The organism is Bradyrhizobium sp. WD16 (assembly GCF_024181725.1).
Taxonomy (GTDB): domain Bacteria; phylum Pseudomonadota; class Alphaproteobacteria; order Rhizobiales; family Xanthobacteraceae; genus Bradyrhizobium_A.
Genome location: NZ_CP028908.1, coordinates 1,891,021 through 1,907,628, shown reverse-complemented (window position 1 = coordinate 1,907,628; position 16,608 = coordinate 1,891,021). Strand labels below are relative to the sequence as shown.

Below are 16,608 nucleotides of genomic sequence, written 5' to 3'. Positions count from 1 at the left end.
GCGGGCCGGGCGACGACGGAGAGCGCGACAAGCGCGGGCGTTCGCCCTCACGCCGCGTGGCGGCTGGCGTCGACGCCGAAGTGATCGATATAGCGGCTGTTGATGGCCGAGACCGGCAGCACGATCAGCACGTCGATGGTGCCGAACTGATGATCGATCACCGCACCGTCGCCGATGAAGGCGCCCAGCCGCAGATAGCCCTTGATCAGCGGCGGCAGCTCATGCAGCGCGGCCTTGGCATTCACCGCCTCCTTCGGCATCCGGTTCATCTCGATGCGGCGCGAGGGATGGGCGCCGGCGCGCCAGGCCTCCGGTGCCCGCGCGTGATGGTGCAGGAAGGACAGCGGCAGCGCCAGGCGATCGGGATCGGTGCCCTCGAAACTGGCGCAGCCGAGCATCACGTCGCAGCCGTGCTGGCGGACATAGCTCCAGATGCCGTGCCACAGAAGTTCGACGGTGCGCTTGTTGCGGTAGGGCGGCAGCACGCAGGAGCGGCCGAGCTCGAGGAACCTGGCGCCGCGGTGACGCTCGACCAGCGCCGAAATCGCGAACTCGTTGTCGGTGTAGAAACCGCCATGACGCTCCGCCACGTCCTGGCGCAGCAGCCGATAGGTGCCGACCACCGGCAGCTTGCCGCTGAGCGATGGCTTGCCGGCATGATCGATCACCAGGAGATGGTCGCAGATCGCGTCGAAGGCGTCCTTGTCGCGCCGCGCCAGCATGGTGGCGGCGTCGGCGATCGCCGGGCCGTCCTTGTAGAACACCTTGTAACGCAGCTTCTGGGCGCGCTTGATCTCGCCCTTCCTGCGAGCGAGGCGGACTTCGAGCGCACCGATGCGGCCGAGCGGCGGCGTCGTGTCATTGAGCTCGATCGGCGCGGCGCCGGCGAAATTCGGCAGCAGCAGGCCGGCAGCGGCGCGGGCATTGGCCATCATCTGCGCCACATTGGCCTGCGCCATCCTGGCGGCGATCTGCGGAGCAGCGCCGGGGCGCGTCGTTGTCGCGGTGGTGAAAGAGACCTTGGCGGCGCGCGCAAGCTCTTTGCCGGTCATGACCATCCTCCCGGCCGTGATTCGTACCGGCCGTCGATGGTCATAAATCACGAGCGTTCAAAACATTTATGACAGGGCGGGCCGGCCCTTCGCCCGCAAAATTGCAACCGGCCGTTCATGCTTCGAGGCCTGCTCTGCCGGAGGCGGAGCCTCGCTGCCGCGTCACGCCGCGAGATGCGGAAACATCGTCATGTCGGCGAGCACTTCCAGGAGCTTGTCGCGGTCGAGCGGCTTGACCAGGAAGCCATCCATGCCGGCCTCGAAGCAGGCATAGCGGTCCTCGACCAGGGTGTTGGCGGTCAGCGCGATCACCGGCGTGCGCCGAAGCTGCTTCGACCGCTCGGCCTCGCGGATGCGCCGCGTCGCGCCGATGCCATCGAGCTCGGGCATCTGCACATCCATCAGCACCAGGTCATAGAGCGTGCCGGCGCGCTCAGCCGCGATCCAGGATTCCACCGCCTGGGCGCCGTTGACGGTGATCACCGGATGGTGGCCGAGCCGCGTCAGCAGCGAGCGCATCAACAGCGCGTTGATCTCGTTGTCCTCGGCGACCAGGATCGACATGCCGGGCTGCGCCGTCGCCGCGGCCGGCGGGTCGTCATGGGTCGGGCGGTCATCGGCCGTGACGGTGGGCTCGTGTGCGACATCCTCGACGACGAGCTTCGGCGCATCCGCTGCCCGGGGCAGGGCGAGGCGGACAGCGAGCGAAGCGGCGCGCAGCGGCTTGACGAGGTACGCGGTGAAATGCCGCAGGGTTTCGAGCGGAAGTTCGCGCCGCGCCGCCGGCGTCACCATGACGATGCGATGGGTGGCGTGGCTGCGCGCCGCCTCGCCCAGCGCCGCCAGCGTCTCGGCGCCGAAGGCGTGATCGACCAGGATGGCGTGCCAGGGCCGCTCCGGCAGCAGTGCCCTGGCGACGTCGAGATCGGAAACGGTGCAGACCGGCGCGCCCCAGCGCTCGAGCCGACGGGCCACCAGCGCGGCTTCGATGGTCTCGGAGGCGACCAGCATCACCGGCTTGTCGTCGAGGTCGGGCGGGGTGAAGGCCGGGGCGCTTGCATCGGGCGCCGCGGGCAGTGGAATGGCGACCTCGAAGGTCGAGCCGCGGCCGACCATGCTCTCCAGGCTGATGCGACCGCCCATGCGGCGGACGATGCGTTCGCTGATGGCAAGGCCGAGACCGGTGCCGCCGTAATTGCGAACCGTGCCTTCGTCGGCCTGCTCGAATTCGCGGAAGATACGGCCTTGCGCCTCCGGGGCGATGCCGATGCCGGTGTCCCGCACCAGGAAGCTGATCTCGCCGGGCCAGATGCCGGGCTCGACGATCAGCGCGACGCCGCCGGTGGTGGTGAATTTGACGGCATTGCCGGCGAGGTTGAGCAGCACCTGGCGCAGCCGCGCGGCGTCGCCGACCACCTGCAGCGGCAGCCGCTCGTCGACATAGGATGCGATTTCGAGCCGGCGGGTCTGGGCGCGGGGCGCCAGGAGCTCGGTGACTTCCTCGATCAAGGCCGCCAGCGCGAAGGGGCGCTGCTCGAGATCGATCTTGCCGGCCTCGATCTTGGAGAAGTCGAGAAGTTCGTCGATCAGCAGCAACAGCTGCTCGCCGGAGGTCTTGGCCGCGCGCACATAGGTGGTCTGTTCGGGGCTGAGCTGGGTGTCGAGCAGCAGCGATGTCATGCCGATGATGCCGTTGAGCGGCGTGCGGATCTCATGGGAGGCCATGGCCAGGAAGCGCGACTTGGCGCGGTTGGCGGCATTGGCGTGGTCGCGTGCTTCGCCGAGCGCCCGTTCGGTCTCGGTGCGGTCGGTGACATCGCGCCCGACGCTCTGGGTCTCCGCCGGGCCGGCGTCGCGCCGGACCAGACTCTCGCGCCAGGCGATCCAGCGGGCGCCGAGCGGGCTGGCGATCCTCTGGTCATGGACCGTGGCGCCGTCGGGCTCGAGCGCCGCGTCGCCCTGTTCGAGCACCGGGAGCACAAAACTGCTGCCGGTGAGCTCGGTCCGGGACTTCCGCGCGAGGCGGCAGAAGGCGTCGTTGGCGAAGGTGATGCGGCCCTCGGCATCACGCTGGACGATCAGATCGCTCTGGGCCTCGAACAGGCGCCGCGCCCGCTCTTCCGCTTCCTTGAGTTCCCAGTTGCGGTCGACCAGCGCCTCGTTGTGCACGGCCAACAGCAGCAGTCGTTTCTTCGCCGTCCACAGCCGGAAGCCGACCAGGGCGAGCGCAAAACAGGCGAGAGCGAACAGGGCGCTGGCGCCGACGGCGAAGGCGACGGCACTGTAGCCCGAGACTTCCGGCCGGCTGCCCACGACGAAGCCGTAGCCGGCGCCGAATGCGGCCATGAAGATCATCAACGCGCAGGCGACCGCGATGCGGCGGCGATGGCGCCGCGCGAAGTGCCGCAGTCGCAATCCGATGCTCGGCCGATGCATGCCCGTGTCTCCGTCTGCCGTCCGCGATCCCGGGTGCTCTCGGGCACGCCTGGGTTCGCATTCCCCGCGCGCAGACTGCCGCGATGATGTTGCGAAGTGCTTGAAACGCCGCGCCCGGGTTCCCGAAGCTGGGGACACGGTTAAGGATTGGTGTGGGCCGGCGGCGGCGAAGGAGCGGAGCGCGCGCGATCGGCCGATCGGCCTACGCCGCGTTGCGGGCGTCGTCGCCGAGCGCGCGATAGCTCAGGGCCTCGGCGAGGTGAGGCCGGCCGATGGTCGTGGCGCCGTCGAGATCGGCGATGGTGCGCGCGACCCGCAGCACCCGATGATAGCTGCGCGCCGACAACCGCAGCCGTTCGGCGGCATCGTGCAAAAGCTTCAGGCCCTGCGGCTCGGGCCGCGCGATGTCGTCGAGCACTGCCGCCGGCGCCTCGGCATTGGTGCGCACGCGCGGCAGCTTGGCGTCTTCGTAGCGCCTGGCCTGCACCGCGCGGGCGCGGGCCACGCGTGCCGCAACCTCGGCCGAGCCCTCGACCGGGGGCGGCAGGATCAGGTCGGCGGCGGTGACCGGCGGCACCTCGATGCGCAGGTCGATGCGGTCGAGCAGCGGGCCGGACAGCCGGCCCTGGTAATCGCCGACGCAGCGCTCGACGCGGCCGCGCCGGCAGACGTAACCCGGCTCGGCGGCGTGGCCGCAGCGGCAGGGATTCATCGCCGCGACCAGCATCACCCGCGCCGGATAGGTGATGCGGTGATTGGCGCGCGACACCGCGACCTCGCCGCTCTCCAGCGGCTGGCGCAGGGAATCGAGCACCCTCGGGTCGAACTCCGGCAACTCGTCGAGGAACAGCACGCCATGATGGGCGAGCGAGACTTCGCCGGGCCGCGCGCGGGTGCCGCCGCCGGTCAGCGCCGCCATGCTGGCGGAATGATGGGGCGCGCGGAATGGCCGCCGTGTCGTGAGCGCGCCGCCTTCGATGGCGCCGGCCACCGAGGCGATCATCGAGACCTCGAGCAATTCCTGGGGCGACAGCGGCGGCAGGATCGACGGCAGCCGCGCCGCCAGCATCGACTTGCCGGCGCCCGCCGCGCCGACCATCAGGAGGTGATGATTGCCGGCGGCGGCGATCTCCAATGCGCGCTTGGCGCTTTCCTGGCCCTTGATGTCGCGCAGATCGAGGGTCGCGGCGGCCTCCGCGCGCATCTTCGGCTGCGGCCGCGACAGCACCTGGGTGCCCTTGAAATGATTGGCGAGCTGGATCAGCGAGCCGGCGGCGATGATCTGCTGGGTGTCCGGGCTCGCCCAGGCCGCCTCGGCGCCGCAGGCCGCCGGGCAGATCAGCCCTTCGTCACGGCTGTTGGCGCCGATCGCCGCGGGCAGCACCCCGGCCACCGGCGCAATCGAGCCGTCGAGGCCGAGTTCGCCGAGCACGGCAAGGCCATTCAGGGCATCCGGCGGAATGGCGCCGATCGCCGCCATCAGTCCCAGCGCAATCGGCAGATCGTAATGGCTGCCTTCCTTCGGCACGTCGGCGGGGGCGAGATTGACGGTGATGCGACGCGCCGGCAGGGCGAGGCCCGAGGCGATCAGCGCCGCCCGCACCCGCTCGCGGGCTTCCGACACCGCCTTGTCCGGCAGGCCGACGATGGAAAAGCCGGGCAGGCCCGGCGCGACATGGACCTGCACGTCCACGGCGCGGGCCTCGACGCCCTCGAAGGCCACGGTGGATACGTGCTGGACCATTCGCCCCCCGTTTGTCGCGAATGGGCGAAAGGCTAGCCGAAAACAATCTCAGGTTCAAGAACAAGGCGTGAACAAAATCCCGACGCCGAAATCCCGGCGCCTTGTCGCCTCGCTGGTTGGCGCGCCTTGTCGCCTCAATGAGGTGCCGCCGCGCCCAACCGCGCCACGCACCTCGCCAGTTATGGCTTATGCCGGCCCCAGGGCAGCAGGGAGATCGGAAATTCCGCGGCGTAGCGGCGGCCTTTCGGCGGATGCGGGCGTTCGCGCGGCGGATTGGGGTCCGGCTCCACCGCCTTGCGGTAGAGATGCCAGGTGGCGTGCCCGAGCACGGGCAGCACGACGGTGAGCCCGAGGAACAGCGGCACCGAACCAATGACCAGCAGGGCGGCGACGATCAGGCCCCAGGCCGCCATGCTGACGGGATTTTTCGCCACCACGCGCAGTGAAGTGTAGATCGCTGCGGCGACGGTGGCGTGGCGGTCGAGCATCATCGGGAAGGACACGACGCTGATGCACAGGGCCACCAGGGCGAACAGAAAACCGACGCCGCATCCGACGACGATCAGCAGCAGTCCCTCGCGGGTGGTGAAAATGCGCGAGGCGAAATCGGGAATGCCGGCCGCCGGCGCATAGCCGAACAGGCCGACATAGATCGCATTCGCCGCCGCCACCCAGATCACGAACAGCGTCAGCAGCAGCGTGCCGAGACCGAGCATGGCCCCGAACGACGGCGCGCTCAGCACCGAAAACGCGTGCCACGCCGAAGCCTCCTCGCCGCGCTCGCGGCGACGGCTGAGTTCATAGAGGCCGAGGGCGGCAAACGGCCCGATCAGGGCAAAGCCAGCGGCGAGAGGAAACAGCAGCGGCAGCACCGAATAGCCGATGACCAGCCGGAACAGCGCGACGCCGAGAACGGGATAGATTACGCAAAGCAGGAGCGCGTGACTCGGCACTGCCTTGAAGTCTTCCCAGCCCCGGGACAGCGCGTCGCCCAGGTCGCGCAGTCGAACGTCACGGATGACAGGTGCCGCGATGCTGGCCGTGCTCTGCACAAGTCTGTCAGAATACGGTGTGGCCATGGCCGACCTCCTATTGGCGTGGATCTGAATTCGCTACTCGGCTGGACGCGGGCTCGTGAAGCGTCGCGCGTCTTCATCGTCCGGCGCGAAGATCGCCGCCGAGCCCGGTCACGGCAGTCGCGTCGCAGGCATGTCGCCCAGTCGCAGGCAAGTCGAACGAGAGCCCCGGCGGAACCTGCCGTAGCCCGATCTGGCAAGGTTAGAAGGATTGCGCTAGAATTACACTCACGGTTGGGTGAATTGCGCGGCCGCTAGCGCTGCGCGACGCAGGGGTTGCTGCGCCCATCGCAGCGACGGATGCGCGCCGAATCCGCTTCTGCTCGTTCGGTTTCATCGCCCGTTTTCTTTCATTCGATCTTCTTCGCCTGATTTTCCTCCGTTGACGCGGCGCGCGACTTCATCTTCAATTAGCGGGTTCGAAAACAACGAGGCCGTGGTTCCGATGAGACTTGCGGTCGACACCTGCGCTTCCATCATGCCTGACCATGATGCCAGCCGAGACCGCTTGAACGGGCGAGGCACGAAGCGGCGGCGAGTTTGAGATTCGAACTTGCCGGAATTGAACGCAGCCGACTGACAACAGCCGACGACACAAGACGCAAGCTCCGCCCCTTCATTCGCATTCCGGCCCGTAACGGCGAGGACGAACAGGGATGGCTGTACCACTCACACTGCTCCTGGTAGCGGTCGCGTCGGTGCTGTTCCATTTTCTCAGCCCGTGGTGGTGGACGCCGATCGCGTCGAACTGGCAGTACATCGACAACACCATCATCATCACCTTCTGGATCACCGGCTTCGTTTTCGTCGCCGTTGTCGCCTTCATGTCCTATTGCGTGCTGCGCTTTCGTCACCGGGAAGGGCACCGGGCGGCCTATGAGCCTGAAAACAAGCGGCTCGAAGGCTGGCTCACCGTCGCCACCGCGCTCGGCGTCGCCGCGATGCTGGCGCCGGGACTGATCGTCTGGAACGAATTCGTCAGCGTGCCGGCCGATGCCACCGCCATCGAGGTCATGGGCCAGCAGTGGCAGTGGAGCTATCGGCTGCCGGGCAAGGATGGCCGGCTCGGCACGACCGATGTCCGCTACATCAGTGCGGAGAACCCGATGGGGATCAATCCGCAGGATCCCCGCGGCCAGGACGATATCGTCGTCAGCAATGACGACCTGCATCTGCCGGTCGGCAAGCCGGTCAAGGTGCTGCTGCGCTCGATCGACGTGCTGCACGATTTCTTCGTGCCTGAATTCCGCGCCAAGATGGACATGATCCCGGGCTCGGTGACCTATTACTGGATCACGCCGACCCGCACCGGCACCTTCGAGGTGCTGTGCGCCGAACTCTGCGGAATCGCGCATGCGCAGATGCGCAGCAGGGTGATCGTCGACGACGACAAGCAATATCACGCCTGGCTGGAGAAGCAGCAGACCTTCGCGCAGCTCTCCGGCGGGCGCATCACGCAGAAAGCGAGCTATCGGCCCGACAGGGACTGATCATGCCGGCGCGCGCCGCGGCTGCGAGCAGCTGACCGGCGCGCCAAAGACTGGCTGGCGACGAGACCAGGGAGGAACGATCCATGGTTGATATCCCGTCCGACGCAGTCATCACCGTTCCGCCGGCCGAGGTCGGCGACGTCGAGCTCTACCATCCGAGGAGCTGGCTGACCCGCTACGTCTTCTCCCAGGACGCCAAAGTCATCGCGATCCAGTACTCGGTCACGGCGATGTCGATCGGCATGGTGGCGCTGGTGCTGTCGTGGCTGATGCGGCTGCAACTGGGGTTCCCCGGGGTCTTCTCCTTCATCGACGCCAACCAGTATCTCCAGTTCATCACCATGCACGGCATGATCATGGTGATCTATCTCTTGACCGCGCTGTTCCTGGGGGGCTTCGGCAACTACCTCATTCCGCTGATGGTCGGCGCGCGGGACATGGCGTTCCCCTACGTCAACATGCTGAGCTACTGGATCTATCTGCTCGCGGTGCTGGTGCTGGCGTCGACCTTCTTCGTGCCCGGCGGCCCGACCGGCGCCGGATGGACGCTCTATCCGCCGCAGGCGATCCTGTCCGGCAGCCCGGGCCAGGAGATGGGCATCATCCTGATGCTGACCTCGCTGATCCTGTTCATCATCGGCTTCACCATGGGCGGTCTGAACTACGTCGTCACCGTGCTGCAGGGGCGCACGCGCGGCATGACCCTGATGCGCATGCCGCTGACGGTGTGGGGCATCTTCACCGCCACGGTGATGGCGCTGCTGGCCTTTCCCGCGCTGTTCGTCGCTTCGGTGATGCTGCTGTTCGATCGTCTGCTCGGCACCAGCTTCTTCATGCCGTCCCTGGTCGAAATGGGCCAGCAGGCGAAATACGGCGGCGGCAGTCCGCTGCTGTTCCAGCACCTGTTCTGGTTCTTCGGCCATCCGGAGGTCTATATCGTGGCGCTGCCGGCCTTCGGCATCGTCTCGGACCTGATCAGCACCCACGCCCGCAAGAACATCTTCGGCTACCGGATGATGGTGTGGGCGATCGTCGCCATCGGCGCGCTGAGCTTCGTGGTCTGGGCGCACCACATGTATGTCAGCGGCATGAATCCGCGCTTCGGCTTCTTCTTCGCGACGACGACGCTGATCATCGCGGTGCCCACCGCCATCAAGGTCTACAACTGGATCCTGACGCTGTGGCGCGGCGACATCCATCTGACCGTGCCGATGCTGTTCGCGCTCGGCTTCATCATCACCTTCGTCAATGGCGGCCTCACCGGCCTGTTCCTCGGCAACGTCGTGGTGGACGTGCCGCTGTCGGACACGATGTTCGTCGTCGCGCACTTTCACATGGTGATGGGCGTCGCGCCGATCATGGTGGTGTTCGGCGCGATCTATCACTGGTATCCGAAGATCACGGGACGGATGCTCGACGAGACGCTCGGCCGGATCCACTTCTGGGTCACCTTCCTCGGCGCCTACGCGATCTTCTTCCCGATGCATTATCTCGGCCTGCTGGGCGTGCCGCGCCGCTACCATGACATCGGCGAGACCGCCTTCGTGCCGGCCTCCGCCCACGACCTCAATGCCTTCATGAGCGTGGCCGCCCTGATCGTTGGCGCGGCGCAGCTGATGTTCCTGTTCAACCTGGTCTGGAGCCTGAGGCACGGCAAGGACGCCGGCGGCAACCCGTGGGGCGCGACCACGCTGGAGTGGCAGACCCCGCAAACGCCGCCGCCGCACGGCAACTGGGGCAAGGAACTCCCGGTGGTCTATCGCTGGGCCTACGACTACAGCGTGCCCGGCGCCCCGCGTGACTTCATCCCGCAGAACGAACCGCCGACGGGCCTCGCCGCGGGGCATGCCACATGACCATCGTCGTCGTGTTCATGGCGGGGGTGGCGCTGGTGGCGGGATGGTGGCTCTCGCACCAGCGCCTGATGGCCAAGCCCTGGCTGGAGGAGGGTGCCCTCGGCGAATTCTCCGGCGGCCAATCGCCGTCGGTGCCCAGGGCGAAGCTCGGGCTCGGCGTTTTCCTCGCCGTGGTCGGTTCGCTGTTCGCGCTGTTCATCAGCGCCTATGCCATGCGGATGGAATTGATCGACTGGCGGCCGCTGCCGGTGCCCAAGCTGCTGTGGTTCAACACCGGCGTGCTGGTGCTGAGCAGCCTTGCCCTGCACCTGGCGGTCCAGTCGGCGCGGCGGGACGACGACGCCGGCACCCTCGCCGCGGTGCTGGCGGCCGACGTCGCCGCCATCGTGTTCCTGATCGGCCAGCTCCTGGCGTGGCGGCAGCTGGTCGCCGCCGGTTATGTCGTGGCGGCCAATCCGGCCAATTCCTTCTTCTATCTGATCACGGCGACCCACGGGCTTCACCTGCTGGGCGGGCTCGTGGTGCTGAACCGGACCGCGGTCAGGGCCTGGACCGGCGCCGCGCCGCGCGAGCTGCGCCTGAGCGTCGAATTGTGCGCGACCTATTGGCACTTTTTGCTCGTGGTGTGGGTGATCCTGCTCGGCCTGCTGACCGGATGGACCACCGACTTCCTGGCGATGTGCAGTCATTTACTGACCTGAGGAGGTCTCGAGCGATGGCAGAAACCGTCATGGTTCCGCCGAGAGACGCGGCTCAACCCGCCGGCTGGCGGGCCATCGTCGCCGACTGGTCGTCTGATCAGCGTGCATTCAAGAATGTGTCCTGGGGAAAGGCCATGATGTGGATCTTTCTCCTCAGCGACACCTTCATCTTCGGCTGCTTCCTGTTGTCCTACATGACCGTGCGGATGTCGACGACGACCCCATGGCCGGACACCAGCGAGGTCTTCGCTCTCGACCTCGGAGGGCGGCACATTCCGATGATCCTGATCGCGATCATGACCTTCGTGCTGATCACGAGCAGCGGCACCATGGCGATGGCGGTCAACTTCGGCTATCGGCGCGATCGCGGCAAGACCGCGCTCATGATGCTGGCGACGGCGGCGTTCGGCGCGACCTTCGTCGGCATGCAGGCGTTCGAGTGGACCAAGCTGATCCGCGAAGGCGTGCGGCCGTGGAGCAATCCCTTCGGCGCCGAGCAGTTCGGCTCGTGCTTCTTCATGATCACGGGGTTTCACGGCACCCACGTCACGATCGGCGTCATCTTCCTTCTCATCATCGCCCGAAAGGTCTGGCGCGGCGACTTCGACACCCAGCGGCGGGGATTCTTCACCAGCCGCAAGGGCCGCTACGAGATCGTCGAAATCACCGGATTGTACTGGCATTTCGTCGATCTGGTCTGGGTCTTCATCTTCGCCTTCTTCTATCTGTGGTGAGGGACGTCATGGCCGAAGTCACGCTCCATCAGGCAAGCCACGCCGTACAAGCGCCGGCCAGGGCGCACGCGGAAGGGCAGCAGCACCCGATCAAGCTCTATCTCGTGGTCTGGGGGTGGCTGTTCGTCCTCAGCACGGGCTCCTTTCTCGTCGACTATTTCGGCCTTCACGGCTACCTGAGATGGTCCCTCATTGTTCTGTTCATGCTGCTGAAGGCGGGGCTGATCGTCGCGATCTTCATGCACATGGCCTGGGAGCGCCTGGCGCTGGCCTATGCCATCCTGGTGCCGCCGGTCTTCGTCGTCGTCTTCGCCGTCCTGATGATGTTCGAATCCGACTACACGCTGCTGTCGCGGATCACGTTCTTTGCGGCCGGGAGCTAGTGTCCCGTCTCCGAATTACCGCTCCATTTGCCTCGCAATTGCCTACGAGAAACGAGCGTCAGATCCACCGCGCGAGAGCCGGGCGGGCCGTCGCGGCGTCCTGAGCTATTTCGCCGCGACGTAGCCCGTCGGTGTAGCGTCCGGCGCCAGCGGCGGGCTTGCCGCCGAACTCGGTCGCAACCGCAGGCCGAAGACATGGGGGAAGCGCAGGATCTCGATCTCGAGATCCTGGGCGCTGACGATGCCGCTGGTCACGGCATTGCGCGGGGCATAGATGCGCCCCCAGAACGCGATGCCGTTGAACGCCTCGAGGTCGCGCAGGCGAAGGTTGCCGATCGGCCCGTCGAACTTCAGGTATTCGCGGGCGCGGTCATTCATCATCAGCACCCAGCCGTCGGTGACGTGGCCGGCGTCGTTGGTGATCGGACAGGCGATGGCGATGGCATCGCGCGCGGTGCGGAACAGGTGCTCATAGATCTCGAGCTGGTGGTTGACGAGCTCGGAATAGCAGACGACGAGGGTGGTGTCGGCGGTCAGTGGCACCGGCATGGCCACCTGTTGCCAGATGGTTCCGGGGCCTGCCCGCGGACCGGTGAAGCGGACGAAGGCCGGCGCCATGTCGCGCACCACCCGGCGGTAGACTTCGGCGAAATCCTTGGCAAAATCCTTGGCGAAATCGTTGTCGTTGCGCGTCAGCACCGTGCCCCCGGTGCCCGGCTTGATGCTGTCGACCAGGGTGCGGCCGACATAGACATAGGCGAAGTCGTCGCCGACCGGCAGCAGGTAATGGAAATGGTCGCGCAGAGCGGGATCGCTCTCTTCGGTCAGCCGCTGGACGCTCAGCCCGCCGGTGCCTGCAAGGGTGCGCCATTTGGTCCAGACATATTCGAGACCAGCCGTGGCGAGGTCGCGCGGAATGGCCGTGCCATAGAAGACCTCGATCGCCATGTTGGACCGAAACCCCACCTGTTGCCCGAAAAGGGCGGGAACGTCGCGTCTGAAATCGTTCGTTGCCCGCCGGCGACCGGTCGCCGGAATAATCCGGATCGGCGGCATTTCAGCAGGGCAGCAGGGCTCGCGGTCGCGGAAAATATCGCGGTCAGCCTCACCCCCTGGCTCTGATGGCACAATCTCCTGATCAATTGATTAAGGCGCGCGCGAGGTTGTGCGGGATCAGCCTCGCTTGGCCTCGATGACGTCCCAGATCCGCGCCGCGATGTCCGGCCCACCGACCCGGGCGATGGCCCGGATTCCCGTCGGCGAGGTGACGTTGATCTCGGTGAGATGGCCGTCGATGACGTCGATGCCGACGAACAGCAGGCCGCGGGCGCGCAGCGCCGGGCCGAGCCGCTCGCAGATCTCGCGTTCGCGGGGCGACAGATCGGTCGCCGCCGCGGCGCCGCCGCGCACCATGTTGGAGCGCAGGTCGTTCTCGGCCGGCACGCGGTTGATGGCACCGGCGAACTCGCCATCGACCAGGATGATGCGCTTGTCGCCGTGCTTCACCGCCGGCAGGAAGCGCTGGATCACCCAGGGCTCGCGGAACGTCACCGAGAACATGTCGTAGAGCGAGCCGAAGTTCATGTCCTTGGGCGCGACGCGGAACACTGCAGCGCCGCCATGGCCATAGAGCGGCTTCATCACCACGTCGCCGTGCTCGGCGCGGAAGGCATTGATCTCGTCGATGTCGCGCGAGATCAGGGTCGGCGGCATCAGCTCGGCGAATTCCATCACGAACACTTTCTCCGGTGCGTTGCGCACGCTCGCCGGGTCGTTGACGACCAGCGTTCCGGGCTGGATGCGCTCCAGCAGATGGGTCGTGGTGATGTAGGCGAGGTCGAACGGCGGATCCTGGCGCAGCAGGATGACGTCGAGCTTCGCCAGATTTTCGCGCCGCGCCTCGCCGAGGGTGAAATGGTCGTTGGTGTCGTCGCGCACCGTCAGCGGCTGCAGCGGCGCCACCACCTCCTCGCCGCGCAGCGAGAGCTTGTCGGGGGTGTAGTAGAACAGCTGATGGCCGCGCCGCTGCGCCTCGAGCAGCAGCGCGAAGGTGGAATCGCCGCGGACATTGATGCGGGCGATGGGGTCCATCTGGACGGCGACGGTCAGGGGCATGGGCGGGGTCCGGTCGGTCGGGTGAGACTCTTGAGGTGAAGGTGTCGCGCTGCGAGGCGGCTCAGCCGCCGGTGTCGAAGGCGGCGGTGAGATGGCGGGGCAGCGATTTCGGGGCGATCAGGATGGCATCGAAGCGGCAGTCGAGCGTGGCATCTTCGGGATGGTTCATCAGCCAGATCTCGGCGGCGGCGATGATGCGCTGGCGCTGATGCGGCGTTACCGCATAGGCGGCGTCGTCGAGGCTGGCACGGGCCTTGACCTCGATGAAGGCGAGCAGGCTGCGCCGTCGGGCGACGATGTCGATCTCGCCGAAGCGGGTGCGGAAGCGCCGGGCGAGAATGCGGTAGCCCTTGGCGAGCAGATAGGCCGCGGCGCGGCTCTCGGCGGAGATCCCGGTCTGGAAGGCAATCACCCGCGCCGGGTCCGGCGCCACGGTGTCGGACTTCGCTTCGGGCGGGGGGCTAGTCTTGCGCATGGTCTTGCGCATTGTGCGCCTCCTGGTTGCGCTCGCCGCCGTCCTGTTTGGCGAGTTCGAGGGCCCGGGCATAGACTTCGCGCTTCGGCAGGCCCGAAAGGTCGACGGCCTCGGCGACGGCGTCCCTGACGCTGCCGCGCCTCAGGGCGGCGCGCAGGATGTCGTCGAGTTCGTCCTGCGCCATGGCGCCGGGTCGCGGTGGCGGGCCGACGACGACCACGAACTCGCCGCGGGTTTCCAGTGCGTCGGCGGTCTTGGCGAGTTCGGGCAGCGGCCCGCGGCGTACCTCCTCGTGCAGCTTGGTCAGCTCGCGGCAGATCGCGGCCTCACGCGGGCCGAGGATGTCGGCAAGATCGGCCAGCGCTTCCTTGATGCGATGGCCGGACTCGAACAGCACCAGGGTTGCCGCGATGCGGGCGAGGTCGCCGAGGCGGGTCCGCCGCGCGCTCGCGCGCGCCGGCAGGAACCCCTCGAAGAAAAAGCGATCGGTCGGCAGGGCGGCGAGGGTCAGCGCCGCGAGCAGCGAGGATGGGCCGGGCAGGGTGGTGACGTGGTGGCCTGCGGCGCAGGCCTCGCGCACCAGCTTGAAGCCGGGATCGGAGATCAGGGGCGTGCCGGCATCAGATACCAGCGCGATCGCGGCGCCACCGGCCAGTGCCGCGAGCAGCGCGGGCCGCGCCTCGGCGGCGTTGTGTTCGTGATAGGCTTTGAGGCTGGCGCGAATGTCGAATCGCTCGAGCAGCTTGCGGGTCACGCGGGTGTCCTCGCAGGCGATGATATCGACGCCGGCGAGGGTTTCCAGTGCGCGCAGGGTGATGTCGCCGAGATTGCCGATCGGGGTCGCCACCAGATAGAGGCCGGGCGCCGCTTTCGGGGCGGTCACGGCCTGGCCGGCGAGGATGAAGCTGCCGCTGGCGGGAGGGCCGGCGGGATCGGACGAGGGGCGGGGACGGGCACGCATCGGCGCAATCTAGCGCATCACGGGCCCGGAAGGGCATGGCTTTTCCGTGCTGCCGCAGGCAGTTGAGCCGAAAGCGGCGGGCCACGCCGGGCCAAAATCCTTTTGCCTTGTTTAACCAAAGGACGACAATATGCCCCAATCGACCGCCACATGCAGGCGGGCCCCCGAGGAACCGGCCTGCCGGGACATGTCCGGTGCCTGGCACGATGATGCAGACCAGACATGCGCTGATCGGCACAGGGACCCGAGAGCCGACGGCCGATGCGAGATACGAAGGAAAAGAAAAGAGACGCCATGCAAGGTCCGCACGATTTGCTGAAGCCCGCCGGCGGCGCGACCCGTCGATCGGCGCTCGGGCTCCTGCTGGCATCGCCGCTGATCGCCTCCTGCTCCGGCATCCAGTCCAGCCTGACCTCCTCGTCGCCGGGGCCGGAGGGCGCTGCGCTGGGCGGGCCGGCACAGCAGCCGAGCTCACTCGGCACCGGCAACGTCAAGGTCGGGCTGATGCTGCCGCTGTCGGGCCAGGGCAATGCCGCGGTGGCCGCGCAGTCGATGAAGAACGCGGCCGAGATGGCGCTCGCCGAGTTTCAGAATCCCAATGTCCAGCTTCTGGTGAAGGACGATGCCGGGACCGGTCCGGGGGCGCAGCAGGGAGCGCAGCAGGCTCTCGACGAAGGCTCCGAGATCATTCTCGGCCCGCTGTTCGCGCAATCGGTGCCTGGCGCGGCGCAGCTGACGCGGGCGCGCAACATCCCGATGATCGCCTTCTCGACGGATTCGAGCGTCGCCGGCCGCGGCGTCTATCTGCTCAGCTTCCTGCCGGAATCCGACGTCAACCGCATCATCGAATATGCTGCAGCTACCGGCAAGCGCTCCTTCGCGGCGCTGCTGCCGGAGAATGCCTATGGCAACGTGGTCGAGGCCGCGTTCAAGCAGGCCGTCGGACGTCGCGGCGGCCGGATCGTCGCCTTCGAGAAATATGGTAGCGATCGCAGCACGGCGGTGCGCAACATCGCCCAGGCGCTCGACAATGCCGATTCGCTGTTCCTGGCCGACGACGGCGATGCGCTGGTCGGCGTCTCCGACGCTCTGGTTGCGGCGGGGGCCAATCTCAAGCGGGTGCAGCTGCTCGGCACGGGGTTGTGGGACAATCCGCGCGTGTTCGCCAGCGCCGCCCTTCAGGGCGGGTTGTATGCGGCGCCGGATCCGGCCGGATTCCGCGCCTTTTCGGGGCGATATCGCAGCCGTTTCGGCGGCGAGCCGGTGCGCACCGCGACGCTGGCCTATGACGCGGTGGCGCTCGTCGCGGCGCTGTCGCGCACGCAAGGCAAGCAGCGCTTTGCGCCGGACGTCCTGACCAATCCGTCGGGTTTCGCCGGCATCGACGGACTATTCCGCTTCAAGAGCGACGGCAGCAACGAGCGCGGCCTCGCGGTGATGCGCGTCGCCACCGGTGGCGGTCAGGCGGTGGCCGGGTCGCCCAAGAGCTTCAGCACTTAAAGGAGCTTTCCGGGCGCAGGCTCCGGATGCAGGCGAGCTTGCACGGCGTTTGTCCCTCGGCACGAGGGCCCGCGATCCACGATCA

At 67.2% G+C, this 16,608-nt stretch carries 15 protein-coding genes; 6 read left to right on the top strand and 9 right to left on the bottom strand.

Annotation, left to right across the window (positions count from 1 at the left end; all coding sequences use genetic code 11):
* Positions 1 to 47 precede the first annotated feature (47 nt).
* The 5 genes from DB459_RS08815 to DB459_RS08795 form a co-directional block, all read right to left on the bottom strand.
* On the bottom strand, positions 48 to 959 hold the full coding sequence (locus DB459_RS08815; protein ID WP_253713484.1) for a GNAT family N-acetyltransferase: 912 nt from the start codon (positions 957 to 959) through the stop codon (positions 48 to 50).
* Between the two features lie 255 nt (positions 960 to 1,214).
* Positions 1,215 to 3,488, bottom strand: a complete 2,274-nt coding sequence (locus tag DB459_RS08810; protein WP_253712490.1) for an ATP-binding protein — start codon at positions 3,486 to 3,488, stop codon at positions 1,215 to 1,217.
* Between the two features lie 202 nt (positions 3,489 to 3,690).
* Positions 3,691 to 5,232, bottom strand: coding sequence for a YifB family Mg chelatase-like AAA ATPase (locus DB459_RS08805; RefSeq protein ID WP_253712489.1), 1,542 nt, complete (start codon positions 5,230 to 5,232; stop codon positions 3,691 to 3,693).
* A 179-nt stretch (positions 5,233 to 5,411) separates the two neighbouring features.
* Positions 5,412 to 6,311: a DUF2189 domain-containing protein gene (locus DB459_RS08800; protein WP_253712488.1), complete on the bottom strand. Its 900-nt coding sequence runs from the start codon at positions 6,309 to 6,311 to the stop codon at positions 5,412 to 5,414.
* A 330-nt stretch (positions 6,312 to 6,641) separates the two neighbouring features.
* Positions 6,642 to 6,977, bottom strand: a complete 336-nt coding sequence (locus DB459_RS08795) for a hypothetical protein (protein WP_253712487.1) — start codon at positions 6,975 to 6,977, stop codon at positions 6,642 to 6,644.
* On the opposite strand from DB459_RS08795, the gene coxB reads away from it, so the two are divergent.
* From coxB to DB459_RS08770, 5 genes are all read left to right on the top strand, one after another.
* Positions 6,965 to 7,798 (top strand): cytochrome c oxidase subunit II, encoded by an 834-nt coding sequence (gene coxB, locus DB459_RS08790; protein ID WP_253712486.1) that lies wholly within the window; start codon positions 6,965 to 6,967, stop codon positions 7,796 to 7,798. The genes DB459_RS08795 and coxB overlap by 13 nt on opposite strands.
* Positions 7,799 to 7,881: 83 nt before the next feature.
* Positions 7,882 to 9,654 (top strand): cytochrome c oxidase subunit I, encoded by a 1,773-nt coding sequence (ctaD, locus tag DB459_RS08785; protein WP_253712485.1) that lies wholly within the window; start codon positions 7,882 to 7,884, stop codon positions 9,652 to 9,654.
* A complete protein-coding gene (locus tag DB459_RS08780) occupies positions 9,651 to 10,355 on the top strand; it encodes a cytochrome c oxidase subunit 3 (RefSeq protein WP_253712484.1) in 705 nt (234 codons plus the stop codon). Before ctaD ends, DB459_RS08780 begins: the two co-directional genes overlap by 4 nt.
* A 29-nt stretch (positions 10,356 to 10,384) precedes the next feature.
* Positions 10,385 to 11,089, top strand: a complete 705-nt coding sequence (locus DB459_RS08775; protein ID WP_371926969.1) for a heme-copper oxidase subunit III family protein — start codon at positions 10,385 to 10,387, stop codon at positions 11,087 to 11,089.
* Positions 11,090 to 11,097: 8 nt separating this feature from the next.
* Positions 11,098 to 11,472 carry a cytochrome C oxidase subunit IV family protein gene (locus DB459_RS08770; protein ID WP_253712482.1) on the top strand — a complete coding sequence of 125 codons (375 nt, stop codon included), beginning with the start codon at positions 11,098 to 11,100 and terminating at the stop codon, positions 11,470 to 11,472.
* Positions 11,473 to 11,577: 105 nt separating this feature from the next.
* On the opposite strand, the gene DB459_RS08765 is transcribed toward DB459_RS08770, so the two are convergent.
* The 4 genes from DB459_RS08765 to rsmI all read right to left on the bottom strand — a co-directional run bounded on the left by DB459_RS08765 (position 11,578) and on the right by rsmI (position 15,023).
* Positions 11,578 to 12,420 (bottom strand): hypothetical protein, encoded by an 843-nt coding sequence (locus tag DB459_RS08765; RefSeq protein WP_253712481.1) that lies wholly within the window; start codon positions 12,418 to 12,420, stop codon positions 11,578 to 11,580.
* Positions 12,421 to 12,645: 225 nt separating this feature from the next.
* Positions 12,646 to 13,587: a glutathione synthase gene (gshB, locus tag DB459_RS08760; RefSeq protein ID WP_253712480.1), complete on the bottom strand. Its 942-nt coding sequence runs from the start codon at positions 13,585 to 13,587 to the stop codon at positions 12,646 to 12,648.
* Positions 13,588 to 13,648: 61 nt separating this feature from the next.
* On the bottom strand, positions 13,649 to 14,074 hold the full coding sequence (locus DB459_RS08755; RefSeq protein ID WP_371926894.1) for a YraN family protein: 426 nt from the start codon (positions 14,072 to 14,074) through the stop codon (positions 13,649 to 13,651).
* A complete protein-coding gene (rsmI, locus tag DB459_RS08750; protein ID WP_253712479.1) occupies positions 14,049 to 15,023 on the bottom strand; it encodes a 16S rRNA (cytidine(1402)-2'-O)-methyltransferase in 975 nt (324 codons plus the stop codon). Before rsmI ends, DB459_RS08755 begins: the two co-directional genes overlap by 26 nt.
* Positions 15,024 to 15,317: 294 nt before the next feature.
* On the opposite strand from rsmI, the gene DB459_RS08745 reads away from it, so the two are divergent.
* Positions 15,318 to 16,523: a penicillin-binding protein activator gene (locus tag DB459_RS08745; RefSeq protein ID WP_253712478.1), complete on the top strand. Its 1,206-nt coding sequence runs from the start codon at positions 15,318 to 15,320 to the stop codon at positions 16,521 to 16,523.
* Positions 16,524 to 16,608 lie beyond the last annotated feature (85 nt).